This window comes from Porphyrobacter sp. ULC335 (assembly GCF_025917005.1).
Lineage (GTDB): Bacteria > Pseudomonadota > Alphaproteobacteria > Sphingomonadales > Sphingomonadaceae > Erythrobacter.
The window spans coordinates 1,836,372-1,860,974 of the sequence record NZ_CP078091.1; the positions used below are offsets into that span (position 1 = coordinate 1,836,372).

At 64.1% G+C, this 24,603-nt stretch carries 21 protein-coding genes and 1 tRNA gene; 8 read left to right on the forward strand and 14 right to left on the reverse strand.

The genetic code is table 11. From position 1 onward, the window contains the following. Positions 1-44: 44 nt before the first annotated feature. Genes KVF90_RS08725 through KVF90_RS08735 form a run of 3 tightly spaced genes read left to right on the forward strand, consistent with a single transcriptional unit; the run spans position 45 to position 2,577 of the window. The gene (locus KVF90_RS08725) at positions 45-1,607 is read left to right on the forward strand and encodes a long-chain-fatty-acid--CoA ligase (protein ID WP_264391201.1); all 1,563 of its coding nucleotides are present in this window, start codon (positions 45-47) and stop codon (positions 1,605-1,607) included. Then, positions 1,607-1,981, forward strand: coding sequence for a hypothetical protein (locus tag KVF90_RS08730; RefSeq protein ID WP_264391202.1), 375 nt, complete (start codon positions 1,607-1,609; stop codon positions 1,979-1,981). The genes KVF90_RS08725 and KVF90_RS08730 overlap by 1 nt, the downstream gene beginning before the upstream one ends. Then, positions 1,978-2,577: a class I SAM-dependent methyltransferase gene (locus KVF90_RS08735; RefSeq protein WP_264391203.1), complete on the forward strand. Its 600-nt coding sequence runs from the start codon at positions 1,978-1,980 to the stop codon at positions 2,575-2,577. Before KVF90_RS08730 ends, KVF90_RS08735 begins: the two co-directional genes overlap by 4 nt. Here the strand turns inward: KVF90_RS08735 and KVF90_RS08740 are convergent. From KVF90_RS08740 to KVF90_RS08750, 3 genes are all read right to left on the reverse strand, one after another. Continuing rightward, positions 2,574-2,705 (reverse strand): Entericidin EcnA/B family protein, encoded by a 132-nt coding sequence (locus KVF90_RS08740; RefSeq protein WP_264391204.1) that lies wholly within the window; start codon positions 2,703-2,705, stop codon positions 2,574-2,576. The genes KVF90_RS08735 and KVF90_RS08740 overlap by 4 nt on opposite strands. A gap of 100 nt (positions 2,706-2,805) precedes the next feature. Beyond that, a complete protein-coding gene (locus tag KVF90_RS08745) occupies positions 2,806-2,937 on the reverse strand; it encodes an Entericidin EcnA/B family protein (RefSeq protein WP_264391205.1) in 132 nt (43 codons plus the stop codon). Positions 2,938-3,012: 75 nt separating this feature from the next. Next, positions 3,013-3,924, reverse strand: coding sequence for a DMT family transporter (locus tag KVF90_RS08750; RefSeq protein ID WP_264391206.1), 912 nt, complete (start codon positions 3,922-3,924; stop codon positions 3,013-3,015). A 65-nt stretch (positions 3,925-3,989) separates the two neighbouring features. Between KVF90_RS08750 and KVF90_RS08755 the strand changes: the two genes are divergently transcribed. Next, on the forward strand, positions 3,990-4,232 hold the full coding sequence (locus KVF90_RS08755; RefSeq protein WP_264391207.1) for a hypothetical protein: 243 nt from the start codon (positions 3,990-3,992) through the stop codon (positions 4,230-4,232). 117 nt (positions 4,233-4,349) lie between these two features. Here the strand turns inward: KVF90_RS08755 and KVF90_RS08760 are convergent, their stop codons facing one another. Next, a complete protein-coding gene (locus tag KVF90_RS08760; RefSeq protein WP_413676982.1) occupies positions 4,350-5,846 on the reverse strand; it encodes a CpaF family protein in 1,497 nt (498 codons plus the stop codon). Between the two features lie 230 nt (positions 5,847-6,076). On the opposite strand from KVF90_RS08760, the gene glmS reads away from it, so the two are divergent. Then, complete coding sequence (glmS, locus tag KVF90_RS08765; protein ID WP_264391209.1) at positions 6,077-7,912, forward strand: glutamine--fructose-6-phosphate transaminase (isomerizing); 1,836 nt, start codon at positions 6,077-6,079, stop codon at positions 7,910-7,912. Between the two features lie 390 nt (positions 7,913-8,302). Then, positions 8,303-10,360: a putative bifunctional diguanylate cyclase/phosphodiesterase gene (locus KVF90_RS08770; protein ID WP_264391210.1), complete on the forward strand. Its 2,058-nt coding sequence runs from the start codon at positions 8,303-8,305 to the stop codon at positions 10,358-10,360. An 18-nt stretch (positions 10,361-10,378) separates the two neighbouring features. Here the strand turns inward: KVF90_RS08770 and purQ are convergent, their stop codons facing one another. Then, positions 10,379-11,068: a phosphoribosylformylglycinamidine synthase subunit PurQ gene (gene purQ, locus KVF90_RS08775; protein WP_264391211.1), complete on the reverse strand. Its 690-nt coding sequence runs from the start codon at positions 11,066-11,068 to the stop codon at positions 10,379-10,381. Further along, complete coding sequence (gene purS / locus KVF90_RS08780) at positions 11,068-11,310, reverse strand: phosphoribosylformylglycinamidine synthase subunit PurS (RefSeq protein WP_264391212.1); 243 nt, start codon at positions 11,308-11,310, stop codon at positions 11,068-11,070. Before purS ends, purQ begins: the two co-directional genes overlap by 1 nt. A 310-nt stretch (positions 11,311-11,620) precedes the next feature. Between purS and KVF90_RS08785 the strand changes: the two genes are divergently transcribed. After that, positions 11,621-13,876 carry a TonB-dependent receptor gene (locus KVF90_RS08785; RefSeq protein WP_264391213.1) on the forward strand — a complete coding sequence of 752 codons (2,256 nt, stop codon included), beginning with the start codon at positions 11,621-11,623 and terminating at the stop codon, positions 13,874-13,876. A gap of 65 nt (positions 13,877-13,941) precedes the next feature. Here KVF90_RS08785 and KVF90_RS08790 read toward each other — a convergent pair whose 3' ends face one another. The 7 genes from KVF90_RS08790 to infA form a co-directional block, all read right to left on the reverse strand. After that, a complete protein-coding gene (locus KVF90_RS08790; protein ID WP_264391214.1) occupies positions 13,942-16,821 on the reverse strand; it encodes a M16 family metallopeptidase in 2,880 nt (959 codons plus the stop codon). A gap of 67 nt (positions 16,822-16,888) precedes the next feature. After that, positions 16,889-17,692, reverse strand: coding sequence for a phosphoribosylaminoimidazolesuccinocarboxamide synthase (gene purC, locus KVF90_RS08795; RefSeq protein ID WP_264391215.1), 804 nt, complete (start codon positions 17,690-17,692; stop codon positions 16,889-16,891). Positions 17,693-17,731: 39 nt separating this feature from the next. Further along, a tRNA-Phe gene (locus KVF90_RS08800) sits at positions 17,732-17,806 on the reverse strand. A gap of 129 nt (positions 17,807-17,935) precedes the next feature. Further along, entirely contained in the window at positions 17,936-18,124 is a 189-nt protein-coding gene (yacG, locus tag KVF90_RS08805; protein WP_264391216.1) for a DNA gyrase inhibitor YacG, read from the reverse strand. Continuing rightward, positions 18,121-19,083 (reverse strand): ribonuclease, encoded by a 963-nt coding sequence (locus KVF90_RS08810; protein WP_264391217.1) that lies wholly within the window; start codon positions 19,081-19,083, stop codon positions 18,121-18,123. The genes yacG and KVF90_RS08810 overlap by 4 nt, the downstream gene beginning before the upstream one ends. Continuing rightward, a complete protein-coding gene (locus KVF90_RS08815) occupies positions 19,076-19,648 on the reverse strand; it encodes a Maf family protein (protein WP_264391218.1) in 573 nt (190 codons plus the stop codon). The genes KVF90_RS08810 and KVF90_RS08815 overlap by 8 nt, the downstream gene beginning before the upstream one ends. Before the next feature lie 15 nt (positions 19,649-19,663). After that, entirely contained in the window at positions 19,664-19,909 is a 246-nt protein-coding gene (gene infA / locus KVF90_RS08820) for a translation initiation factor IF-1 (RefSeq protein ID WP_007163491.1), read from the reverse strand. Between the two features lie 236 nt (positions 19,910-20,145). Between infA and KVF90_RS08825 the strand changes: the two genes are divergently transcribed. Further along, positions 20,146-23,373, forward strand: a complete 3,228-nt coding sequence (locus KVF90_RS08825; RefSeq protein ID WP_264391219.1) for a hypothetical protein — start codon at positions 20,146-20,148, stop codon at positions 23,371-23,373. Here the strand turns inward: KVF90_RS08825 and KVF90_RS08830 are convergent. Next, entirely contained in the window at positions 23,370-24,560 is a 1,191-nt protein-coding gene (locus tag KVF90_RS08830; protein WP_264391220.1) for an NAD(P)/FAD-dependent oxidoreductase, read from the reverse strand. The two genes, KVF90_RS08825 and KVF90_RS08830, sit on opposite strands and share 4 nt — an antisense overlap. Between the last annotated feature and the right edge of the window lie 43 nt (positions 24,561-24,603).

Genomic DNA, 24,603 nt, shown 5'->3' on the forward strand with positions numbered 1-24,603 from the left:
GCGCTTAACCTCTCTCCACACGGCTTTTGGGAGAGAGCAGCGCCATGGCGAGAAACGCCTATCATGACTTTTCGACCTTCGATGAAATCCTGCACTTCTGGGCGAGGGAGCGGCCCGAAGGTCCGGCTTTCGATCAGGACGGGCGGATTACGACCTATGCCGGGGCTGATGTTCTTACCCGCCAATTGATCGCGCTGATGCAATCCCGCGGGATTGCCGCAGGTGACCGGATCGCATGGCTTGGAAAGAACCGCGATACCTATTTCCTGCTCTATATTGCTGCGGCGCGGATGGGGGCGGTGATGGTGCCGATCGGCTGGCGTCTCGCCCCGCGCGAGATCGCCTATATCCTCACCGACACCGAAGCGAAGCTGCTGTTTGCCGACGCCGACTTCATCGACACGGCGCACGCCGTTGCGGGCGAAGTTCCCGCCAATCCCGAAGTGATCGAGGCCGAAGCGGCGCGGACGGCTGCGGCAGGCTTCGAGCCAGCGGACTACACGCCGCCCGGCCCGCATGACCCGGTGCTGCAACTCTACACCTCGGGCACGACCGGCAATCCCAAGGGGGCGATGCTTTCGAACACCAACCTGTTGGGCCTGCGCAATCCAGGGAACGAAGCAGGGCTGGATTTCCAGTTCTACGAAGCGAATGACTGCATGCTTGTCGCCATGCCGTGCGCGCATATTGGCGGTACGGGGCTGGTGAACATTGCCGTTGCCAACGGCGTGCGTTCGCTGGTGCAGGCCGAGTTTTCGCCGGTCGGTGTGCTCGAAGCGATCGAAGCAGGCGCGACGCATATGTTCATCGTGCCGGCCGCGCTCCAGATGGTAGTGCAGCACCCGCGTGCGGCCACCACCGATTTCAGCAACCTCAAATACCTGATGTATGGCGCCGCGCCAATGCCCTTGGAATTGCTGAAGGAAGCGGTGCGGACCATGCCGACCACCAAGTTCCTGCAAGCTTACGGGATGACGGAGACGAGTGGGACGATCTCGATCCTGCCGCCCGAGGATCACAGCCTTGAAGGCAACCAGCGCATGCGCTCGGCGGGCAAGGCCTGCCCTGCGGTCGAGATCGAAGTCCGGGGAAGCGACAACGTCGAAGTGCCGCGCGGTGAGATCGGTGAGGTGTGCATTCGCTCGCCTTCGAACACCGCAGGTTACTGGAAGCTGCCCGAAGCCACTGCGAAAACCATTGATCCCGATGGCTGGCTCCACACCGGCGATGCGGGCGTGATGGACGCGGACGGCTACGTCTACATCCAGGACCGCATCAAGGACATGATCATCTCCGGGGGCGAGAACGTATATCCCGCTGAGGTCGAAAGCGCGATCTACGGCCACCCTGCCATCGCCGAGGTTGCGGTGATCGGTGTGCCGAGCGCCAAGTGGGGCGAGGAGGTGAAGGCCTGCGTCGTCGCTAAGCCGGGCTGCGAGGTGGATGAAGCCGACGTCATCGCCTGGGCGCGCGAGCGGATCGCGGCGTTCAAGGCACCCAAGAGCGTCGATGTCATCCCGCTGATGCCACGCAATGCCTCTGGCAAGATCCTGCGCCGCGAACTGCGCGCGCCCTATTGGGAGGGGCAGGAGCGGCAGGTGTCGTGATGCTTGAAGCGCTTATGCTGATTATTGCGACCGAGGGAGATGTCATGCCGTTCGATCCCGTCGAGGATGGTGTTCGCAAGATCGCCGAGATCAGCCGGCACTACGCCGGACAGGATTGCCCGGTCGTGCGTTTCGAGGCCCGCAGTTCCTATGGCTTTTCAAAGTATGAGTTTTTCTGCGTGAAGGACGGCGAGAAGGGGCAGAGCTTTTTTGCAACACGAGAGGACAGGAGCGAGATTTCAAAACTGCTCGAAAGGATCTGGATCGCCACGCGTGACAGGGACCGGGGCGGCGGGGTCGTCGTCTCAGTCGATGCAGAGCTTGCCGGTCAGGGAAGTTTTTCGGTGACTTTCCCCCTCGAGAGTGAAGTTTGAAACAGCACGCCCCCGCCACCGAACGCAACCGGGGCCCCATCGCCGAAGTGCTGTCGCGCGAACTGCCAGCCAGCGGCACAGTACTCGAAATTGCAGCGGGGACGGGGGAGCACGCTGTGTTTTTCGCCGGGCGCTTTTCCGGGCTAGGGTGGCAACCCACCGATCCCTCGCCGGAAGCTTTGGCGTCGATTGCAGCCTACCGCGACGAATATGCTGGCGGGAATCTGGCCGAACCGCTCCTGCTTGACGCGGCGGAGCCAGATCGTTGGCCGGTTGTCGCAGCGGCCGCAATTCTGTGCATCAACATGGTCCACATCAGCCCTTGGCAGGCGACCGAAGGGCTTTTCCATGGTGCCGCCCGGCTATTGGCCGGCACCGGCGGGCCGTTGATCCTTTATGGACCCTATATCGAGCAAGGGGTGGAAACCGCGCCGTCGAACCTCGATTTCGACGCCAGCCTGAAGGCCCGCAATCCGGCGTGGGGCTTGCGCGCTGCCGATGCGCTTGACGCTCTTGCAGATCAGCACGGGTTGAGGCGGACAGCGCGATATGCGTTGCCCGCCAACAACATCATGCTGATTTATAGGATTATTTAGTCGATTGCGCGCTTGCCGGCCTGACCGACCGACTTGATATCGTCACCAATGCCGTCAACCGTGTTGCAGGCAGTGGCGGTCAGCGCGAGAGCGGTGAGGGCAGCGGCGGTCAGAACTTTGCGAATCATCAGGCAGGTCCTTTTGGTCAATCTCGATGGATCAACGCATGGCCCTGCCTGATAAATCCTGACAATGCGGTGAATCGCCGCGCCTGTCGGACGAGCGGGGTCAGATCTCTTTCTTCACCTCGCGCGAGGCCGACTTCAGATCGTCGCCCGCGCCATCGACAGTGTTGCACGCAGTAGTGGTGAGCGCGAGAGCGGAGAAGGCGATGGCGGCAATCAGATTTCGAGTGGACATGATAGGTGGCTCCTTCGGGGTGATCCCCGCGTGAGCAACCTGACCTAACCAACGGAAGGTCCATCATCCGTTGGACTATTCGCCAGAGTGCACTCGGGATCGGGCGAGCTGCCGCTCCCGCCACGCGATCAGCAGTCCGGCCCCGATGATCAGTGGTGCTCCCAGCCACAGGCTCGCGGGCGCGGCGCGGTCGAAAATGTAGAAGCCGTAGAAGCTTGCCCACAGCAGCGCGGTATAATCCATCAGCAGGATAACTGCGGCCGATCCGAACCTTAGCGAGGTTGTCAGCAGCATCTGTGCCGCCGCGCCAACAAGCCCCATTCCGAGGATCAGTGCCCAGGTGACCGGATCATGCGCCGCCGCGACAAAGGGTAGGGCGATCGCGGCCACGGGCATGCTCAGTGCGGCGAACCAGAAGACGATGCTCCACGGATTTTCGGTGGTGTTGAGGTCCTGGATCTGGAAGCTGATGAACGCGACCATCAAGGGTGCGACAAGGCCCACGGCTATGCCCGCCAGCGTCACACCCTCGTGAAGGCCGGAGAAAGGCTGCATCACCACGATCACCCCGGCAAAGCCAATGGCCACTGCGCTCCACCGGTAGGGGCCGATCCGCTCCCGGAACAAGGCAATGGCGATCAGCACCGCAAAGATGGGCGCGGTGAAGCCGAGCGTGGTGGCCTCTGCAAGCGGAAGCAGTAGCACTGCGCCGTAGGTGAAGATCATCCCGAATAGCCCGCTTGCCGCGCGCCGCGCATGGGCTGGAAGGCGCTTCGTCCGGAGCAGAGCAAGCCGACCGGTGAGTGCAAGGCCGCCCCCGAGCAGCACCATGGTGAGCAGCTGACGCCAGAAGATAAGTTCCATCAGGTGCGCGCCGCGAGTCCCGGCGAGTTTGACCAGCATCCCCATCGTCGCCAGCGCCAAGGCAGCGAGCAGCCGCACGAATAGCGCGAGCAAGGGCCGGGGGCGAGCGATCGAGCCATCCATCGCGCGAAGGCTTGGCCGAGGCGCCGGGATTGCGCAAGCTGCGCCTCATCCTACATGGGGCCGCGATGGATGTGATTGCACAAATCGAACTGCTCAGTGACGCCGCGCAGTTGGCGCTGGTCGGAGGATTGTTCTGGCTCTTCGCCGGCTTTGCGGCAGTCATGGAGCGTCGCCGCAACAAAACGCGCGATCTGGCGCGGCTTGAACAGGTCGGGTGGGTGCCGTGGACCGGGTTGTTTATGCTCGCGGCAATGCTTGGCGGCGGGTGCCTCGCCATGAGCCTGCCCGTTGTGCTCGGGGGATTGTAAGCCGCATCGGCCCAATTCCAGGCGCCAATACGACGCCGCAGGCGACGCAAGGCCGAGCGGCCGCCGGCCGGTTAGGCCGCAGCTATCGGACCGGAGGGGCCGATAGCGCCCGCCTCGTCAGAGGCAGGCCTCAAGATAAGCCTGATCAAATCCGAACTGCCGCGCCTTTTCCAGCGTATAGGGACGCAGGCCCGACGAGCGGAATTCGCCGAGAATCTTCCCGTCCTCGCTCTCGTCCAGGTATTCGAACTTGAACAATTCCTGCGTCACGATCACGTCGCCTTCCATCCCGATCACCTCGGTGATGTTGGTGGTGCGGCGCGAACCGTCGCGCAGACGCTTTACCTGCACGATCAGATCGACGGATTCGGCGATCTGGCGGCTGATGGCTTCCTTGGGGATCTTGATGTCGCCCATCAGGATCATGTTTTCCATACGGCCAAGGCATTCACGCGGGCTGTTGGCGTGCAGCGTACACATCGAACCATCGTGACCGGTGTTCATCGCCGCGAGGAGATCGAAACACTCCGCGCCGCGAATTTCCCCGAGGATGATGCGGTCAGGACGCATACGCAGGGCGTTCTTCACGAGGTCGCCGATGGTGATCGCGCCCTGGCCTTCGAGGTTCGGCGGGCGGGTTTCCAGCGGCAGCCAGTGCGGCTGCTGCAGGCGAAGTTCGGCCGCGTCTTCGATGGTCAGCACGCGCTCGCCCGGGTCGATCATTTTCGACAGAGCGTTGAGCATGGTGGTTTTACCCGAACCGGTACCGCCCGAGATGACGACGTTCATCCGGCACGCGCCCGCGATTTTCAGCGCGGTGCACATCTTGTCGGACATCGAACCGAAGTCGCGCAGCATGTCGAGCGTGATCGGCTTCTCGGAAAACTTACGAATCGAGATCGCAGTACCGCGCAGCGAGAGCGGCGGCACAATCACGTTCACACGCGAGCCGTCCTTCAAGCGGGCGTCGGCGAGCGGCGTGGTCTGGTCGACGCGGCGGCCGACCTGGTTCACGATGCGCTGGGCGATCTGGAACAGGTGCTGTTCGTCGCGGAAGCGGATCGGGGCGAGCACTAGCTTGCCCTTCTTTTCGATGTAGGTCTGGTCCGGCCCGTTGACCATGATATCGGAGATATCGGGATCGTTCAGCAGTTCTTCGAGCGGGCCGAAGCCGAGCAGCTCGTCGATCAGCACCTTTTCCAGCGCAAACTGCTCGCGCCGGTTCAGGGTGACCTTCAGCTCGGCCAGCACTTCCATGATGATCGGGCGGAATTCTTCGGAGAGTTCCTCCTTGGAAAGTGTAGCCGCCGCTTCAGGGTCAACGCGCTCGAGCAGGCGGGGAAGCACCTGCTCCTTGATCTTGTGGACGCTAGCCTCGAAGCCGCCGACTTCGGAATTGCCTTCGTTGACCGCAGTCATCCGCTCGTTGAGGCGGTCGATCGCTTCGGAAGTCGTGGCTGGCCGGTGCGACTGAGCGGGCGCGGATGCCGGGGCGGGTCGCGCCGCCGCAGCCTCGCCCGGGATAGGCGGGAACTGTTCGCCGCCGCGCGGCGCCGATCCTGCACCCTTCATTGGCCGTGCGACGCCGAAAGCTGGGCGTGAACCCGGCTTCATTCCGCCTGCATTACCCTTTTTGCCGAATGCGCTCATTCCCAGCCCCCGAGGGTCTCAATCCACATGCGCACATCGCCCAAATGAGGCGAGGGGTGCGTCTCGAAGAATGGTGAATAGGACGGAATGGTTGTTTTTTTCCTAAGCTTCATGGGCGAACCCCATCGTGGGGCTTGCCGTTAAGATGCTTGCAGCTAGAGCGGCACCATTCGCAGCAAGGGAAAAGCCACAAGATGTGCGGCATTATCGGGATCGTGGGACAGAGTAGCGTCGCCGACCGGCTGGTCGATGGTCTGAAGCGCATGGAATATCGCGGCTATGACAGCGCCGGCATCTGCACCCTTCATGACGGCGAGCTGGTGCGCCGCCGCGCTGAAGGGCGCCTCGCCAACCTGGTGACAGTTCTTGCGGGCGATCCCGCGCCCGGAAATGTCGGTATCGCGCATACGCGCTGGGCCACCCACGGTGCACCGACAGCAGCCAATGCCCACCCGCACGCGACCGGCGAAGTGGCCATCGTCCACAATGGCATCATCGAGAATTTCAAGGACCTCCGGGCCGAACTCGCCGCACAGGGCCGGGTGTTCGAAAGCGAAACCGACAGCGAAGTGGTCGCGCATCTGATCTCGGCCGAGGTCGAGGCTGGCTCCGATCCGGTTGAAGCGGTGCGCAACGTGCTGCCGCGCCTGCGCGGCGCGTTTGCGCTCGCCATCGCCTTCCGCCAGCATCCCGAATTTCTGATCGGTGCTCGCCTCGGCTCGCCTTTGGTGCTCGGCTATGGCCCCGAGGGCGAGGGCGCCGAGATGTATCTCGGCTCGGACGCGCTGGCGCTCGCACCGCTGACGCAGCGCATCGCCTATCTCGAAGAGGGCGACTGGGTGGTGATCCGCCGCGACTCTGCGCAGATCTATGACGTGGACAACAATCCCGTGGCCCGCGAAGTTCGCGCCTCGGGTGCCTCGGCGGCGGCGGTGGAGAAGGGCAATTACCGCCACTTCATGCAGAAGGAGATCTACGAGCAGCCCACCGTGGTGGCGCAGACGCTTGCGTCCTATCTGCGCCGGTCAGACAATTCAGTGGCGCTGCCGCAGATCGATTTCGACCTGTCGAGCATTCGCCGACTCACCATCGTTGCCTGCGGAACATCGTTCTATGCAGGGATGGTGGCCAAATACTGGTTCGAGCAATTCGCGCGCGTCCCTGTCGACATCGATGTGGCCTCGGAGTTCCGCTACCGCAACCCGGTGCTGGAAGATGGCGGCCTTGCGCTGTTCATTTCGCAGAGCGGCGAGACGGCGGATACGTTGGCGGCGCTAAGGCATTGCAAGGCGAACGGACAGACCATCGGCGTGGTCGTCAACGTGCCGACAAGCACCATGGCGCGCGAGGCCGATCTGCTGCTGCCGACCCATGCCGGCCCGGAAATCGGCGTCGCATCGACCAAGGCTTTCACCTGCCAGCTCGCGGTGCTCGCCGCCCTGGCTGCGCACATGGCGGTCAAAAAGGGCCGCCTTAATCGCGAAGAGGAGGCCGAGATCGTGCGCCACCTTCTTGAAGCGCCCGCTGCGCTCAACGCCGCGCTGGCGCATGACGATGACATTGCGGCGATGGCGCACCTCATCGCTCCGGCACGCGATGTGCTTTATCTCGGCCGCGGGCAGGATTATCCGCTGGCGCTTGAAGGCGCATTGAAGCTGAAGGAAATCAGCTACATTCATGCCGAAGGCTATGCCGCAGGCGAGATGAAGCACGGCCCCATCGCGCTGATCGACGATTCTGTGCCGGTGGTGGTGATCGCGCCGTCCGGCCCGCTGTTCGAAAAGACCGTCTCGAACATGGAGGAAGTGCGCGCGCGCGGGGGTCAGGTGGTACTGATTTCGGACGCGGAGGGCATTGCCGAGGCAGGCGATGGCTGCATCGCGACGATAGAAATGCCGGTGGTTCATCCGCTGATTGTGCCGCTGGTCTATGCCGTGCCGGTGCAATTGCTCGCTTATCACGTTGCAGTCGTGAAGGGCACGGATGTCGATCAGCCGCGCAATCTCGCCAAATCGGTGACGGTCGAATAGGCACTTGTAGCAGGTTCCGCCGCTTAACCATTTTTTCCACTGAGACTTGCGCAGCTTTACCGCCGCCTAACCATTCGGCGTTAATGCGGCGGAGTGCACAAGAATAACCCCTCCATTCCTCCGGCGGCCCCGGTCGAATTGCCGATATCCGACATCCTCGGACTATCGCGCGATCCGGCTTTCGATCCGACTCGGCTCCGCGGGGATGAGTATGCAGAATTGGCGCAAGCCAGCCGCAACAGGTTGTTTGCAAACGCCATCGTCGTGTTTTTCGTGGCTTCGGTATTTGCCCCGCTAATCGGCCTCGCGATCGTCGGGCCGTGGGCCGGGTTGCTTGCCATCATTCTATACAGATCTCGCCAGACTGACTTGCTTGTGGCGGATGCCGCCATGAGGATCGGTCCGGCTGCGCTTGAACGGCGGCAAAACCTCAACTCCGCGGCTGCTGCTGCGTGCTGGGTGGGAGGCCTGCTCGCGTTCCCCCCCTTGGCGGACGGTGCTCAGGACATCACCATGCTCCTGTGCGTATTGGTGCTGATGATATCGTCGACCTTCGTGTTTTCGACATCGCCGCTCAGTGTGCTGATCTATATTGCCATGTTGGGGGCGGGTGCGGCGCTGTCCTTGGCGCTTGACTGGCAATGGCCGGCGGTAGGCGGTGTGATCCTGTTTACCATCGCCAGCCTTGTCGCGACCATTCAGGTGCGGACGATATTCCTCAAGGCGCGGCTCGCGGAAGCCTCCGTGATCGAGAAGGATAAGGTGGTATCGCTGCTGCTGCGCGAATTCGAGGAAAACGAGGCCGACTGGCTATGGGAGGTTGATCCGGCGCGGCGTCTTCGCGCGGTAAGCCCCCGTTTCGCATTCGCGCTGGGCCGGGCGCAGGCCGATGTCGAGGGCAAGCCGCTGCTGGAGATGGTGGCGGGACGCAACTGGACGAACGGGCAGTTCCCCCCCAGCCTCCATGATCTGGCCGAGCGCCTGAAGAACCGCGAAAGCTTCCCGAACATGCTGGTGCAGGTCTCGATCCTGGGCGAGGAGCGGTGGTGGGAGCTTTCCGGCACCCCGATGCGCGACGAGCAGGGAAGATTCACGGGTTTCCGCGGCGTTGGTTCGGACGTGACGGAACAGCGCAAGTCATCGGAGAAGATCGCCTATCTGGCGCGCTTCGATACGCTTACCCAGTTACCCAATCGATTGCAGCTCACCGAAGCGCTGGGCGAGGCTCTGCGTTACGCAGTACAGTGGCGCACGCGTTGTGCCCTGCTGATGGTCGACCTCGACCGGTTCAAGGCAGTCAATGATTCGCTGGGCCACATGACCGGTGACAAGCTGCTGGCGCAGGTGTCGGCGCGGCTGCAATCGCTGATGGGCGAGAATCAGCTGTGTGGGCGGCTCGGCGGAGACGAGTTTGCGATCGTCATCCGCGACGCCAGCACGCCCGGTGTGGTGCGCGATCTTGCCCGGCAGGTGATCGAGCGCTTGTCGGAGCCCTATCAGGTCGACCACCACACGCTTTATGTTGGTGCCAGCGTCGGCTCTGCCGAGGGGCCGCGCGACGGCAACTCTGTCGAGGAAATGATGCGCAATGCAGACCTCGCCCTCTACCGCGCAAAAGATGGCGGCGGCGGCGAACACTGCGGTTTCGAGCCGGTACTCCACGCCTCTGCCGAGGAGCGCCGTCAGCTCGAAATGGCTTTGCGCAAAGCGCTCGGCCGTGATGAGCTGTTGCTGCATTATCAGCCGGTCGTCGACGCGAACACGGAAAGCGTCGTCAGCTTCGAAGCACTGGTGCGGTGGAACAGCGCCGAGCATGGCTTCATCAGTCCGGGCAAATTCATTCCGCTCGCCGAAGACACCCGCCTGATCGTGCCGATCGGACAATGGGTGATGCGCAAGGCGTGCGAAGAGGCGCGCAACTGGCCGGATCACATCAAGGTCAACGTCAACGTTTCGCCCGAACAGCTGCTTGAGCCCGGCTTCCATGACGAGGTCGTGGAGGCGCTTGCGGCGACCGGTCTCAAACCCGAAAGGCTTGAGGTAGAGGTGACCGAGAGCATCTTCCTGCGCGACGCCACTGTTGCGCGCAATGCGCTCGAGAAGGTGATGGCACTCGGCTGTTCGGTGGCACTTGACGATTTCGGGACCGGCTATTCGTCGCTCGGCTACCTGCGCAAGCTGAAGTTCTCGACCATCAAGGTCGATCGCACCTTCGTGCAGGGTGCTGCCCAAGGCAGCGCCGAAAGTCTCGCCATCATCAATGCGGTGGTGGCAATGGCCAACAGCCTGAAAATGACGACGACGGCGGAAGGGGTGGAAACCCTTGAGGAGGCCAACCTGATCCGCAGCCTCGGCTGCGACAAGATTCAGGGGTTCTACTTCGGCCGGCCAATGACCGCGACAGACGCGCGCGGCCTGTTCAAAGCTGTGCGGGAGCGCCGCGCCTGACGCACGGAGCGCCGCGCGTCATGCGGTGGCGAAGCTTGCCAAAATGTTCTCGAACAGCCGGCGTCCGTCGGCACCGCCCAGCGCGTTGACCGCGGCCGGCTCGATCGCACGTTCCGGGTGTGGCATCATGCCGAGCACGCGGCCATTGGCGCTGACCACGCCGGCGATATCGCGCGCCGAGCCATTGACTGCCTCGCCATAACGGAATGCTACGCGGCCTTCGCCTTCGAGCAGGTCGAGCGTTTCGCTGTCGGCATAATAATTGCCGTCGTGGTGCGCGACCGGGATGCGGATCGTTTCACCGGCGGCATAGCCAGCAGTGAAAGGCGATGTCGTATTCGCGACCCTCAGCGCCACCGTGCGGCAAACGAAGCGCTGTCCGGCATTGCGCAGCAGCGCACCCGGCAGCAATCGGGCTTCGGTGAGGACCTGAAAGCCGTTGCACACCCCAAGCACCGGCACGCCGCGATCCGCCGCAGCGATGACCGCGCGCATGATCGGGCTGGTGGCAGCCATCGCGCCTGAGCGGAGGTAGTCGCCGTAAGAAAAGCCCCCGGGCAGGGCGATCAGATCGAGGCCCGCGGGAAGGTCGGCATCACCGTGCCACACGCGCAGAGCCGCCTGCCCCGACACCGCTTCAAGCGCCGTTGCCATGTCACGATCGCAGTTGGAGCCCGGAAAGGTGATGACGGCGGCGCGGAAGGCCATCAGTTCTGGCACCCTTCGGTTTCGATCTTGAAGCTTTCGATGACTGTGTTGGCGAGCAGCTTCTCGCACATTGCCGTCAGCGTTTGCTGATCGGTTCCGTCGGCGACGTCGAGTTCGATCAGCCTGCCGACCCGCACATCGGTCACCCCTTCGAACCCGAGCCCTTCGAGGGCGTGGTGCACCGCGCGGCCTTGGGGGTCGAGCACGCCGGGCTTCAATCGGACGAGGACGCGCACTTGCATGGCCTGATGCTCCATTTGCTCCCGCGATCGACGCCGGGTTCTTGCGGGGCGATATAGCGTCCCGCACTGCGCGCGCAATCGCGCTGGTGCCGCTTCTGCACCGCTGTAAGGTGATTTTTATGACCCGGAACGGTCAAATTCCGGTCATGGAGTGGCCCCGATAGTAACCCAGTTGCAACAACTGGGTGAAGATCGCCAAGCAAGCGTCACTTTCACGCAACATTGCAGCGCCTGATCCTCGCGCGAATCGCACAAAAATGCGACTTCGCCGCCGCACCCAAGCTCCACAAACCAACCAAGAGGTTGTCCGATGTCTCACCGCTTTTCCGCATTTCGTGCTGCGTGGGCCGGTTCCACCGTGCTCGCCGCTGCCGCTTTCGGCTTTGCCGCCCCCGCTGCCGCGCAGGATGGCGAGGCTGATGCCGCAACCGAAGGTCAGCTCGCCACCATCATCGTGACCGCCAACCGGCGCGAGGAAAACCTTCAGGACGTGCCGGTTTCTGCGGACATCCTCGATTCCGAGCGGGTGGGCGCCATTTTCAGCGCCGCGGCTGACATCACCGCACTGGCCGGCACCGCGCCGGGCCTGAACGTCGAAAGCTCGAACGGACGTGTCGCCCCGCGTTTCTACATCCGCGGCCTCGGCAATACCGATTTCGACCTTGCCGCATCGCAGCCGGTTTCGGTTCTGCTCGATGACGTCGTGATGGAAAACGTGACGCTCAAGAGCTTCCCGATCTTCGATGTCGAGCGGGTCGAAGTGCTGCGCGGGCCGCAAGGCACTCTGTTCGGCCGCAATACCCCGGCGGGCATCGTCAAAGTCGACTCGATCAAGCCAAGCCACGACACGTCGATCAACGCGGGCTTCTCGTTCGGCAGCCTTGATACGATCTCGCTGAACGGCGCTGTCGGCGGTTCGATCGCCAAGGACATTCTGGCCTTCCGCGCTTCGGCGCAGCTCCAGCGCCGCGGCGACTGGATCGACAACGGCTTCACCGGGGAAGATAACGCGCTTGGCGGCTTTTCCGACATAGCTGTGCGCGGGCAGTTGCTGTTCACCCCGACCGAGCGGGCCAGCATCCTCGCCGCGGTGAACTTCCGCGATCTTGACGGCTCGTCGACCTTCTTCCGCGGCAACGTGCTGGGGCGCAGCGCCAATCAGCCGAACAACACCAATCGCCTCAACGAGAATTACGACCGTGACACGGTGTTCTATGACGCCGGCGGCGGCAACGTGGCGAAGTATCAGCAGTTCGGTGCCACACTGACGGCGGCTTACGAATTCGACGGCGCAACGCTGACCTCGATCACCAGCCACTGGACCAGCGAAGGCAGCAGCCGCGGCGATATTGATGGCGGGTTTGTTGTCCGCAATGCTGCTGGCACTGTCATTCGTACGGGGCCGGGTCTTATTCCGTTTGAATCCGACACCCAGGACTCGCTTGATCTCAAGCAGACAACGCAAGAAGTGCGGCTCGCCTCGACCACCGATGGCCCGCTCAGCTGGCAGGTCGGCGGCTTCTATTTCGAGAGCGATTTCGACGTCACCACCATCGGCTTCTCCTTCCCGCCGCCGGTCACCGTCAACCACACCAACGAAGCCTGGGCGCTGTTCGGCCAAGTGAGCTACCAGCTGACCGAAGCCCTGCGCGCCACCGGCGGCATCCGCTATACTGATGACCAGAAGGACTTCTTCGTCCGCTCGGGCGCCGCGCCGCAGCCGCGCAGCGTGGGTGACGACCAGTTTGATTGGGACATCAGCCTGTTCGCGGACGTTTCGGAGGATGCGAGCGTCTATGCCAAGGTCGCCAATTCCTTCCGCGGGCCGACCATTCAGGGCCGTGACGTCGCCTTCTTCAGCGCGCCTTCGGTCGCGCAGTCGGAGAACATCACTTCCTACGAACTCGGCTTCAAGACCGAGCTCGCCGATCGCCGCGTGCGTCTGAACGGTGCGGTGTACTATTACACCGTAGAAGACCCGCAGTTCACCGCCGTGGGCGGGGCCGGCAACCTCGTGCAACTGGTCAACGCCAACAAGGGTGAGGCCTATGGCGTCGAGTTCGATGGTGCGTTCCAGATCTCGCCGCAGTTCCTTGTGACGCTCGGCGTTGCCTATAACAGCACCGAAATCCAGGATGAGAACCTTGCGGTTGGCATCTGCGCGCAGTGCACCGTCACCGATCCCACCCGCGTCATTTCGGGCACTCGCCGCGCCTTTATCGACGGCAATCCTTTCCCCAACGCGCCCGAATGGAGCGGTGATTTCACCGCCCGCTATGGCATCCCGGTGGGCAACTCGGGCGAGTTCTTCATCTTCACCGATTGGGTCTTCCTCGGCGAGACCAACTTCCTGCTTTACGAGAGCAGGGAATTCAACGCCGGCAGCCGGATCGAGGGCGGTCTGAAGATCGGCTATTCGGGCGGCGACGGACAGTGGGAACTGGCCGCCTTCGCGCGCAACATCACCGATGAAGACAACGTGCTCGGCGTCGTCGACTTCAACAACAACACCGCTTTCGTCAACGACCCGCGGGTGATCGGCGTGATGTTCAACGTCAAGTACTGAGGGTCAGCCCCAGAGCGGGGCGCGCCATTAGGGGAAAGCCGGCAGGGGGCGACCTGCCGGCTTTTTCATTTCCGGGGCGCGGGCGTGGCAACAGCTTCCGGCAGCACGGTGAATTCGACCGCCCCCTCGGGCACGAGGTATTTCAGTGCCATCTGGTGAATATCCTCGGGCGTAATCGCAGCCATGATAGCGGGTGCATCGAGATATTCGTCGATGTTCTCCGGTTCGCTCTGCGCGCGCGCGGCCAGCGTGATCCAGCCGCCCAAGTCCTTGAGGTAGTTGTTGTAGGACTCGAAATAGGGCTTGCGCGCGCGTTCGATGATGTCGGGATCCAGCGGGCCTGCGCGCAGGTCTTCGACCAGCTGAGTGAGCGCCGCGCGGCTTGGTTCGACCTGATCGACCGCCACCGAAGTGCTGATCGTGAAGGTGCCGAAGCCTGGGTAGTGCTCGCTTGTGTCCGATCCGGCCGAGGGCGAATAGGCCTGCCCCAGCTGTTCGCGCAGCCGGTCGGTCAGCTCCAGCCGCACGATCCGCGCGAGCAGGTTGAGCCGCAGAGCTTCGGCCTGATCGCTGTCGTCGGTGGTCGGCCAGACCCAATGCAGCAGCGCCTGATCGGCCTCGCCCTGATGGGTGAGCATCCGTGGGCCGCGAACCTTGGTGAAACTGACGATCCGCGCCTCGGGGCGAGGCTGGAACTCTGCCTCGCGCGGGGTCAGCGCGCCGAAGGTTGCCGCGACCGCCGCGATGGCCTCTGCCTCGTCCAGATCACCCGCCAGCCCAATCTCGATCGCGCCCGACGCCAGCCGGTCACCGATCACCGCCTGCAATTGCTTGAAATCGAGCGCGAAGAACTCTTCCTTGGGGCGCAAGGCAAAGCGCGGGTCGTTGTCGTGGATGATGCCGCCCTGTGCCGCCGAAAGGGCGCGGCCTGGGGTGGAGGTGAGGGTGTTGAAGAAGTTGTCGATGCCCTTGCGGAACCGCTCGACCGCCTCGGGCCGGTAACCGGGATCGGTGATCAGCGCCGCGGTGACCTGCATCTGCAGCAACAGATCGCGCGGAGTGGTGATGGCTGATGCGGTGAAGGTGTCGGTGCTGCGCCCCAACTGGAGCGAGACACTGCGCCCGGCGAACAGGCTGGTCAGCTCGTCGGTGCTGTGCTTGCCGAGCCCGCCGCCATCGAGCGAGCCCGCCAGATAGGTCGCTAGCGGGGCCTCCCTGGTGTTCAGCAGGCTGCCGCCATCGAGCGCGAAGGAAAAGGCGATGCGATCCTTGCGCACATCGGTGCGCTTCACGTTCAATCGCACGCCATTGGCAAAGACGATGCGGCGGATGCCGAGTCTTTCCTCAACGGTATCGGACACCACCGTGCCTGACGGGCCGAAATCACTGTAGCCGAAGGCGAGCGGGCCGGTATCGGCAGGCGCGGCAATTGGCAGGGCGATGCCTTCGGCAAAGGCACCGCGAAGTGCTGCCTCGCCGCCGTCGGGCGCGGTGCGACCTTCGAAGCGGATCAGCGGTTCTTCCAGCGGTGCGGCGTCGGCCCGCACGGCCTTCCATGCCGCCTCGGGCGTGATTTCGGGGGCGAGGCGTTCGAACTCGGCAAGAGCCCATTCCGGCGTGGTCGGCACACGCTCGTCACTGACAAGAGCCAGCGCCGAGCCCGCGAACACCGCGTTGCTGCGGGTGTCCGCTGAGTTCACAGCATTTTCCAGCGCGGTGCGGATATTGGCGAGCTGCTCGGCCACCTCGGCTTGGGTAAAGCCGTAGGCGAGCGCCTGATTGACCTCGCGCACAGCGGTGAGCATCCCCTTCTTCCACTCCCCGTCGACGCTGCTCACGGACAGGCTGGTGATGCGCGCTTCTTTGAAAATGTCGCCGGTGCCATAGCTCGCCCCGCGGAACGGCGCGTCGGGCGTCAGCGCCAACCGCGCAAGCCGGCGGTTGATGACCGCATAACCGATCCCGCGCATCAGACCGCCGCGTCGGTTGGCGATGGTGTCAGGCTCGTCGCGCCACGGGGCGAGGCGGCTGATCGCGACGCTTTCGGACAGCGCGGGATCGATGTGGATGTCGGTCTTGCCCATGGCTGTCACGTCGATCGGCCCGGCATCGGGATCGGCGGGGGAAGCGCCAGGTTTCCAGTCGGCAAAGCGCGTGCGGATCGCGGCTTCGACCACTTCGACCGGATAATCGCCGACGACGACGAGCACTGTGTTCGAAGGCGTATAGGTGCGTTCATAGAGCGCGCGGATTTGAGCGGCAGTCGCACCTTCAAGAACCTCCGACGTGCCGATCGGGATGCGGTTTGCGTATCGCGCGCCGGGCGCGAGGAAGGCGACATTGTCTTCGAAATTGCGCTGCTGGAAGCCGGCCCGGTCGCGCTTTTCAGCAAGGATAACGCCGCGCTCGCGCTTAACCGCGTCTTCCGAGATGGTCAGCTCGCTTGCGGTCTCGCGCATCAGCATCAGCGCCGTGCCGAGCAAGGCCTCGTCGTTACGCGGAAGGTTGAGCATGTATGTGATTGCTTCGAACCCGGTCGAGGCATTGGTGTCTGCACCAAAGGCCAGTCCCTCGCGCTCAAGCAGCTTGATCATCTCGCCTTCGGGGATGCCTTTGGAACCGTTGAAGGCCATGTGCTCGAGATAGTGGGAGAGACCGCGTTCGGTATCGGTTTCCTCCAGCGCGCCCGAATCCACCCGCATCCGCACCAGCGCCGTGCCCGCGGGCGTGGCGTTGCGGCGAATGATGTAGCGCATCCCGTTGCCGAGCCGCCCGAAAGTATATCCCTGATCAACCGGAACGTCGCTGCTTTCGAAGGCCCAGACCGGCGCGGGCGCGTCAGCTGGCGCTTCGGCGGCGGGGGTTTCCTGCGCGGCGAGCGCGGTGGTTAAAGCGAGCGGTGACAGTGCCAGCAAGAGGCTGGCGACAAAGGGAAAATTCCGCATGGATATCAAGCGCCTTTCGGAAGGCTGCGACCTTGCCGAGAGTAGCGCCTGAAAAAGGGCTGTCAGCCTATTTCTTCAGGGGCGGCGGGCCACGCAGGCGCGAGCGAGCGTGGGACAGGTCGAACACCTCACCCGGGCCGTTGTCCTCACCATTGAGCAGGCCCAGACGGCGGGCAACTTCGCGGTAAGCCTCTTCCTCGCCGCCAAGGTCGCGGCGGAAGCGGTCCTTGTCGAGTTTCTCGCCGGTGTTCATGTCCCACAACCGGCAGCCGTCCGGGCTGATCTCGTCGGCGAGGATCACGCGGCTGTAGTCGCCATCGTACAGGCGGCCGAATTCCAGCTTGAAGTCGACCAGACGGATGTCGATCGCGGCGAACATCCCGCACAGGAAATCATTGATGCGGATCGCCATCGAGGAAATGTCGTGCATCTCCTCGTTCGACGCCCAGTTGAAGCAGGCGATATGCTCTTCGGCGACCAACGGATCGCCGAGCGCGTCGTCCTTGTAGTAATACTCGATCAGCGTGTGCGGCAGAGGCTCGCCTTCCTCGATCCCGAGGCGCTTGGAAATCGAGCCGGCAGCGACATTGCGGAGCACCACTTCCAGAGGAATGATTTCAACCTGCCGGATCAGCTGCTCGCGCATGTTGAGGCGGCGGATAAAGTGGGTCGGGATGCCGATATGGGCGAGACGGGTGAAGACGTGTTCGCTGATGCGATTGTTGATCACGCCCTTGCCGTTGATCGTCCCCTTCTTCTCCGCGTTGAAGGCGGTCGCATCGTCCTTGAAATACTGGATCAGCGTGCCCGGTTCCGGACCCTCGTAGAGGATCTTGGCCTTGCCTTCATAGAGTTTGGTGCGGCGGGACATCAGGTCGGCACTCCCAGCTCGGCTCAGGCCTTTAGCGAATGGTGCCCGGGGGCGGATTTGAACCACCGACACGCGGATTTTCAATCCGCTGCTCTACCCCTGAGCTACCCGGGCATTCGCTGCGAGCGACGGGGAAAAGCCATGTGGCTGCCCCGGCGAGCAAATGAGAGCGGCCCTATGGCGAAGGCGGATAGTGTTGGCAAGGGGATTTCGTGGGCATTGCGCAGGAATATCGCGCGCCGCTCAATCCTGCTCGCGCCAGCTTTCCTGCGCCACTTCGTCAGGATCGGCGGGCGGGCCGGGAACGGCATAGGAATCCGAGAACCAGCGCGCCAGATCCCGATCCCGGCAGCGGGCCGAGCAGAAGGGATGATGATCCGGGTGCCGTGGCTTACGGCAGATCGGGCAGGGCTTATGCGCAGATAGGGTCATGCGGGGACAAGCTGGGTATTGGCTGTCTCTATCGCAAGTGTTGGATCGAATGCGATGTCCAACACGCGCCCGGTCCGGCGGGCCAGTTCGTCCAGCCACGCCTGATCCAGCTTTGCCTTGAGAGCGGGGTGCACGGTCAGTTGCAGCACCCGCCCGGTCCCCTGATCCGCTGCCAGTTCTGCCTGCCGCAATGCCATCCGCGCCGATGCCCCGAGCCGGGCGGTGGCGAATCGGTGCAAGAGCGACGGTCCTTCGAGCCGCGCCACAAGCTGGACGAAGCCGAAGCCGTTCATCGCGGTGCGTTCATGCGGCCAGTGATCCAGCGCCGCATCAAGTGCAGCGTCGACAGCGCGCCGATCCTCCTTCGTCGCGAGAGTCGGAAAATCGATGCCGATGTTCCCCGCGATATCGAACCAGGCCAAGGCCCGCGCAACCGCCGGAACCGCCGCCAGCGCGACTTCGCGCGGGGTGCCGATGCCGTCGATGTCGATCACCGTCATCGCAGGCGTCACGCTGGCCAGCACTTCGCCGCCGGGAAAGTCGAGGCTGGCGGAGGACGCTGCGTGCCACACCTCCTCCCAAAGGCCTGCCGGGAAGCGCCGGACGGTGCGGCCTTCAGGGATGGCGGGGGACGGCGGGGGCGCATCGGCTCCCGCCACCCGCGCCTGCGCGCGCTTAAGCCGACCGCGTTCGGCAAGGCTGGCGCGGGTTATGACCAGATCGAGGCTCTGCCCCTCGGTCACCGACGGGGGGAGCTGATCAACCAAAGCCTCGCCGCCGTTATCCAGCAGCGCGACCCCGCGCCGGGTGCCTTTGAGCTTGGCAGCGAGCTTGCCGGTGACGCGCGCGCCGGCGGCCAATTCGCCCTGCCAGAACAGTTTTGCGGCCAGCACTTGCTCGCCTTCGACCAGCAGCGCCCGCCGCTCGCCGATGCCGTCCTCGATCAGCCACTCAGCCAAGCGCGAACCCCGCCGCCTTCAGCAGCGCCCGCGTTTCATAGAGCGGCAAGCCCATCACACCCGAATGGCTGCCTCTGATCCATTCGATCAGGCCTTCCGCCGCGCCCTGGATGGCATAGCCGCCCGCCTTGCCCTGCCATTCGCCGCCCGCAAGATAGGCAGCGATCTCTTCGTGGCTCAGCCGCTTGAAATGGACGATCGTCTCCGACAAGCGCTCGCGCAGAGTGCCGTCGGGCGCGCGCAGCACGATGCTGGAAAGCACCTGATGGCGACGCCCGCTCATCAGTTCGAGGCAGGCGCGGGCCTCCGCTTCGGTTTCGGTCTTGGGCAGGATTCGCCGTCCGACCGCGACCACGGTGTCGCCTGCCAGCACGACGCCGGGCGCGTCCACCGCCAGAGCCTTTTCACGGCCCATGCGCAGGGCATAGGCGCGCGGAAGTTCGCCCTTGAGCGGGGTCTCGTCGATATCGGCGGGGGTGACGGCGTTCGGATCAAGCCCGAGCCGCCCCAGCAGTTCGCGCCGCCGGGGGGAAGCCGAAGCCAGTGTGAGATGAGGCGCGCCCATCAGGGCCGCAGGCAATTACTGCGGGCCGGGGCCGCCGCGACCCGGCATGAAGCGGTAGGTGATGCGCGCCTTGGTAAGGTCATAAGGCGTCAACTCGCACAGCACTTCGTCGCCCACCAGCACGCGGATGCGATTCTTGCGCATCTTGCCCGCGGTGTGGCCGAGAACCTCATGGCCGTTTTCAAGCTCCACCCGGAACATCGCATTGGGCAGCAACTCAACCACGCGCCCGCGCATTTCGAGGAGTTCTTCCTTGGCCATGAAATTCCTTTTTCGTTTTGCGGCGCACAATACGCCCGTCGATTTGCGGCTGCGCTTTAGCGATGCGGGAACCAAAAGGGAAGGCTCGTGCGTTAGGGGTTATGATCTGCCGGGCTTTGCGCAGGTTCCGTTCACATGGCGGCACGCATCTGCCGGGCCGCACCATGCGTAATCCAATGGCCCCAAGGGAGCGGTAACAGCCGCCCTGCCGCTAGTTTTGTAACCAAAGGGACTACATGAACCTCTCCCCGCTTTCCCGCGCCGGTCTGCGCGCAGGCACCTGTGCCTTGTGCCTTGCGGTCACGCTGCCGCTTTCTGCGGAAACAGCGGGCACCACTGTCCAGCCGCAGCCCGAGACTGTTGCCCAGCCCGAAGAACAGGAACCCGAAAGCGCAAGCGATACCGTTGGCAGCGATAACGAGATCATCGTCCGTTCCGGGCGGCTGCGCGGACAGCTGTTCGTCGATCAGGCTCCCTTGCTCCAGCTTGACGAGACGGCGATTGCTGCCGAGGGCGTCACGTCCATCACCGATCTGATCGCCCAGATCAGTGCGCGCACCGGCTCTGCGCGGGGGCGCGGCGGCGGCGGGCAACCGGTGATCCTCGTCAACGGAATCCGCATCGGTTCCTTCCGCGAATTCGCCAATTACCCGCCTGAATCGCTCGCACGGGTCGAAGTATTTCCCGAAGAAGTGGCCCAGCGCTTCGGCTTTCCGCCTGATCGCCGCGTGATCAACCTGATCCTCAAGGACAATTATTCGAACCGCCAGGTCGATCTCGAGTTCGAGGCGCCTTCGCGCGGGGGCTACAGCCGCAACGAACAGCAGCTTGGCATCCTCAAGATCGCCGATGGCGGGCGGATCAATGCGAACATCCAGGTTGAAGACGCGAGCCTTCTGACCGAGGCGGAGCGCGACATTCCCCAGACACCCGGTTCGGTCTCCGGGGTTGCGGGCGATCCTGATCCGGCGCGGTTCCGCAGCCTGCTGGCCGATACCTTCGGCCTTGATGCCAACCTGTCATGGGCCAAGGCAATCATCGACAGCGGAACCTCGCTCAGTGCCAACATCAATTACTCCCGCAACGAAAGCCGCAGCCTTGACGGGTTGAACACCGTGGTGCTGAGCGCAACGCCGGCCGGACCGGGCGTGGTGCGCACCTTTGGCGGGGACACGCCGCTGGCCCGGCGGTCCTCGACCGACACGGTGTCGACCGCAGGGTCGATCACCAAGCCGGTCAACGCCTTCCGCCTGACCAGCACCTTCGATGGTTCGCTTGCCGAGAGCGAGACCGCCATCGACCGGCGGTTGCGGCCGGACCAGCTTCAGGTGTTCCAGAACGCAGCGCTGGCTGGCACGCTTGCCGTCACCGGCCCGCTGCCGACCGACACCGATAACGGCTTTGATCTGGCGCGCAGCCGCTCGATCACCGGAAGCTCGCTGACCACGCTCGAAGGCCCGCTCGTCAACCTGCCCGCAGGGGAAGTGCTCGCGACCTTCGATGTCGGGCTCAACTGGCAGCGGATTGAAAGCGCCGATACGCGCTCCGGTCAGGATGTGGCGCTGACCCGGCGCAATCTGTCGACCGGGGCCAATGTGGTGATCCCGCTGACCAGCCGCCGCGAGGAATTCCTCGATGCGCTCGGCAGCTTCACCCTCAACCTTCAGGCCGGGGTCGAGGATCTTAGCGATTTTGGCGTGCTGGGAGACTGGAACGCCGGTCTGACCTGGCAACCGGTTGACGGGCTTGACCTTTCCGCGACCTACATCTGGCGCGAGGTTGCGCCGGGATTGACCTCCCTCGGCAATCCGCAGATCGTCAATCTCAACGTGCCGGTCTTCGATCTGGTGCGCGGCGAGACGGTGCTGGCCGAGGTGCTGACCGGCGGCAATCCCGATCTCCCGGCTGAAACCCAGCGCGACTGGAAGTTCTCGGCCAATTGGGAGCTGCCGTTCTGGGAGAATTCGCGCCTGACGGTGGATTACATTCGCAACCGTTCGGACAATGTGGTGAGCGGCTTCCCGCAGATCACTTCGGACATCGAAGCGGCCTTCCCGGGCCGGGTGACGCGTGATGGCAGCGGCCGGATTGTCCGGGTTGACCGGCGTCAGGTGAGCTTCGCCGAGACGCGGGCTGACCGCGTGCAGTTCACCTTCTCGACCAATGGCAGCATCGGTGCGCCTGCCGAAGGTGGCCCCGGCGGCTTTGGCGGTCGCGGCGGCGGCGGTGGACGCTTCGGCGGGGGCGGCGGCGCTCCTGCGGCTGCGGCGCCCCAGCCTGCTCCGCCAACCACGGGTGCGGCTCCGGCTCCGCAAGCAGGCGCGGGCGGGCCTCCCGCTGGCGGCGGCTTTGGCGGTGCGCCCACGCCCGAGCAGCGCGAACAGTTCATGGCCTTCCGCACCCGCCTGTGCGCGGATGATGGGCTTGCCTTCCTCGAAAAGCTGGTGGCCGCTATCGATAGCGGCGCGGATATCTCTGCCGAGTTTCCGGGCATTGACCCTGCGCGTCTCGCCCCGATGCTGGCGCGGGTGCGCGGTGCCGATGGGAAAATCGATCCAGCCCGTCTGGCACAGTTCCGCACCCGCATTTGCAGCTTTGATCCGGCCATGATGGGTGGCGGTGCACCGGGTGCTCCAGCAGGCGCTCGCGCAGGCGGGGCACCGGCTGGTCTCCCCCCGCAGCTCGCCGCCTTCCGGGAACGCGCCTGCGGCCCGGATGGCACCACCGCCATTGCCGAGCTGGTCGCCAAGATCGAACGCGGCGAGGACGTCTCGGCCGAACTTCCGGGCGTCGATCCCGCCTTCATCAAGATGGCGCTCGACCGGTCGCGCGACGCCAATGGCAATATCCCGCCCGAGGCGCTGGAGCAGTTCAAGCAGCGCTTCTGCGCGGCTGCGCCCGCGGCACAGGGCGCTGGCGGCCCTCCGGCAGCGGCTGGCGGAGCACCGGCAGGCGGTCCGGCGTTCAACCCGCTCGCCCAGCGCAGCTTCCCGGGCTGGCGTTACTTCTTCAACCTGACCCACACGATCGAGCTCAAGAACGAGATCCTGATCGCCACCGGTCTCGATCCTCTCGACCAGCTCGACGGGCAGGCGACCGGTGCCTTCGGCCAGCCGCGCCATTCGAGCCGGCTGGAAGCAGGTCTGTTCGGCAAGGGCATGGGCTTCCGCCTCTCGGGTATCTACACCGGCGAGACGCGGCTTGATGGTTCGGTCGGCAGCACCGACCTGTTCTTCGACGACATCGTCACCTTCAACCTGCGGGTATTTGCCAACATGGGCGAAATCACGGGCAAGAACGAAGGCCTGCTCAAGGACTTCCGTGTCAGCCTCGTGGCCGACAACCTGTTCGATGCGCAGCGACAGGTGCGGGATTCGAACGGCATCACGCCGGTGAATTACCAACCCTTCGTGATCGACCCGCTGGGCCTCTACCTCGGCATCGATCTGCGGAAGTTGTTCTAGGTCCTCTGGGCGAGCGCCTCTGCACAAGCATAGCCGCTCGCCCAGGCCCATTGGAAGTTGTACCCGCCAAGCCAGCCGGTGACGTCGACCGCCTCGCCGATGGCATAGAGGCCGGGCACCTTGCCGGCCTCCATCGTGCGGCTGGAGAGCTCTGCCGTGGCAATGCCCCCTGCGGTGACTTCGGCCTTGGCCAGCCCCTCGGTGCCGTTCGGGGCAAACCGCCAGTCGGCCAGCTGGGTCTGCGCAGCGCGCAAATCCTTGTCCGACAGGTTGCCCAATTCCCGCTCCAGCCCGATCCGGTCGGCCAGCGCATCGGCGAGCCGCGCGGGCAGGGCTTCGCGCAGCAGCGTCCGCAAATGCGTGCGCGGGCGATCGCGCTTGGCCGCCAGTAGCCAGTCGGTTGCGGCGTCGGGCAGAAAGGTGATGCCAACCTCTTCTCCGTGCCGCCAATAGGACGAGACCTGCAATATCGCCGGGCCTGACAGCCCCTTGTGGGTGAACAACGCGGCCTCGGCGAATTCCGCCCTGCCAGCCCGCGCCCGCACCGGCGCGGCGACGCCGGAAAGCTCGCGGAACAGCGCGTCTTCGCCGCCCAATGTCAGCGGCACGAGGGCAGGGCGGGGCTCCACCACCTTCAACCCGAAATGGCGCGCAAGGCGATAGGCAAAATCGCTCGCCCCCATCTTGGGGATCGAGGGGCCGCCCGTGGCGATCACCAAAGCGGGAGCGCGCCAACTGCGGCCATCGCTGGCGGTGACGGTGAACGCCCCGTCATCCCCCCGCGCGACCTCCGCTACATCGACCCCGCAGGTGAGTGTCACCCTGTCAGGCGGGCATTCATCCAGCAGCATCGCCACGATCTGCTTGGCCGAGCCAACACAGAACAATTGCCCCAGCGTCTTTTCGTGCCACGCGATGTCATATCGTTCGACCAGCGCGATAAAGTCGGCGGGCGTATAACGGGCAAGTGCGCTCTTGGCGAAATGCGGATTGGCGGACAGATAATTGTCAGGCCCGGCCCCCAGATTGGTGAAGTTGCAGCGTCCGCCGCCCGAGATCAGGATCTTCTTCCCGGGCGCATCGGCCTTTTCCAGCAATGCGACCCGCAAACCGCGCTGGCCCGCCTGCCCGGCGCAAAAAAGCCCGGCCGCACCTGCGCCGAGGATGATGACGTCGAACTGATCCATAGAGGCGCGGATAGGCGCACGCGCGGGAATTGCCAATCGCCCC

Excerpts from the sequence above, each read along its gene's own strand:
- purC (WP_264391215.1), bottom strand. The coding sequence starts at position 17,692 with ATGTCCCGCCGCACCAAACTCTATGAAGGCAAGGCCAAGATCCTCTAC.
- purQ (WP_264391211.1), bottom strand. The coding sequence starts at position 11,068 with ATGGCCTTCCGCGCCGCCGTCATCACCTTTCCGGGCTCCAACTGCGAT.
- glmS (WP_264391209.1), top strand. The coding sequence starts at position 6,077 with ATGTGCGGCATTATCGGGATCGTGGGACAGAGTAGCGTCGCCGACCGG.
- KVF90_RS08790 (WP_264391214.1), bottom strand. The coding sequence starts at position 16,821 with ATGCGGAATTTTCCCTTTGTCGCCAGCCTCTTGCTGGCACTGTCACCG.
- purS (WP_264391212.1), bottom strand. The coding sequence starts at position 11,310 with ATGCAAGTGCGCGTCCTCGTCCGATTGAAGCCCGGCGTGCTCGACCCC.
- KVF90_RS08760 (WP_413676982.1), bottom strand. The coding sequence starts at position 5,846 with ATGAAGCCGGGTTCACGCCCAGCTTTCGGCGTCGCACGGCCAATGAAG.
- KVF90_RS08785 (WP_264391213.1), top strand. The coding sequence starts at position 11,621 with ATGTCTCACCGCTTTTCCGCATTTCGTGCTGCGTGGGCCGGTTCCACC.
- KVF90_RS08825 (WP_264391219.1), top strand. The coding sequence starts at position 20,146 with ATGAACCTCTCCCCGCTTTCCCGCGCCGGTCTGCGCGCAGGCACCTGT.
- KVF90_RS08745 (WP_264391205.1), bottom strand. The coding sequence starts at position 2,937 with ATGTCCACTCGAAATCTGATTGCCGCCATCGCCTTCTCCGCTCTCGCG.
- KVF90_RS08830 (WP_264391220.1), bottom strand. The coding sequence starts at position 24,560 with ATGGATCAGTTCGACGTCATCATCCTCGGCGCAGGTGCGGCCGGGCTT.
- KVF90_RS08755 (WP_264391207.1), top strand. The coding sequence starts at position 3,990 with ATGGATGTGATTGCACAAATCGAACTGCTCAGTGACGCCGCGCAGTTG.
- KVF90_RS08725 (WP_264391201.1), top strand. The coding sequence starts at position 45 with ATGGCGAGAAACGCCTATCATGACTTTTCGACCTTCGATGAAATCCTG.
- KVF90_RS08770 (WP_264391210.1), top strand. The coding sequence starts at position 8,303 with ATGAGGATCGGTCCGGCTGCGCTTGAACGGCGGCAAAACCTCAACTCC.
- KVF90_RS08815 (WP_264391218.1), bottom strand. The coding sequence starts at position 19,648 with ATGGGCGCGCCTCATCTCACACTGGCTTCGGCTTCCCCCCGGCGGCGC.
- KVF90_RS08740 (WP_264391204.1), bottom strand. The coding sequence starts at position 2,705 with ATGATTCGCAAAGTTCTGACCGCCGCTGCCCTCACCGCTCTCGCGCTG.
- KVF90_RS08750 (WP_264391206.1), bottom strand. The coding sequence starts at position 3,924 with ATGGATGGCTCGATCGCTCGCCCCCGGCCCTTGCTCGCGCTATTCGTG.
- KVF90_RS08730 (WP_264391202.1), top strand. The coding sequence starts at position 1,607 with ATGCTTGAAGCGCTTATGCTGATTATTGCGACCGAGGGAGATGTCATG.
- infA (WP_007163491.1), bottom strand. The coding sequence starts at position 19,909 with ATGGCCAAGGAAGAACTCCTCGAAATGCGCGGGCGCGTGGTTGAGTTG.
- yacG (WP_264391216.1), bottom strand. The coding sequence starts at position 18,124 with ATGACCCTATCTGCGCATAAGCCCTGCCCGATCTGCCGTAAGCCACGG.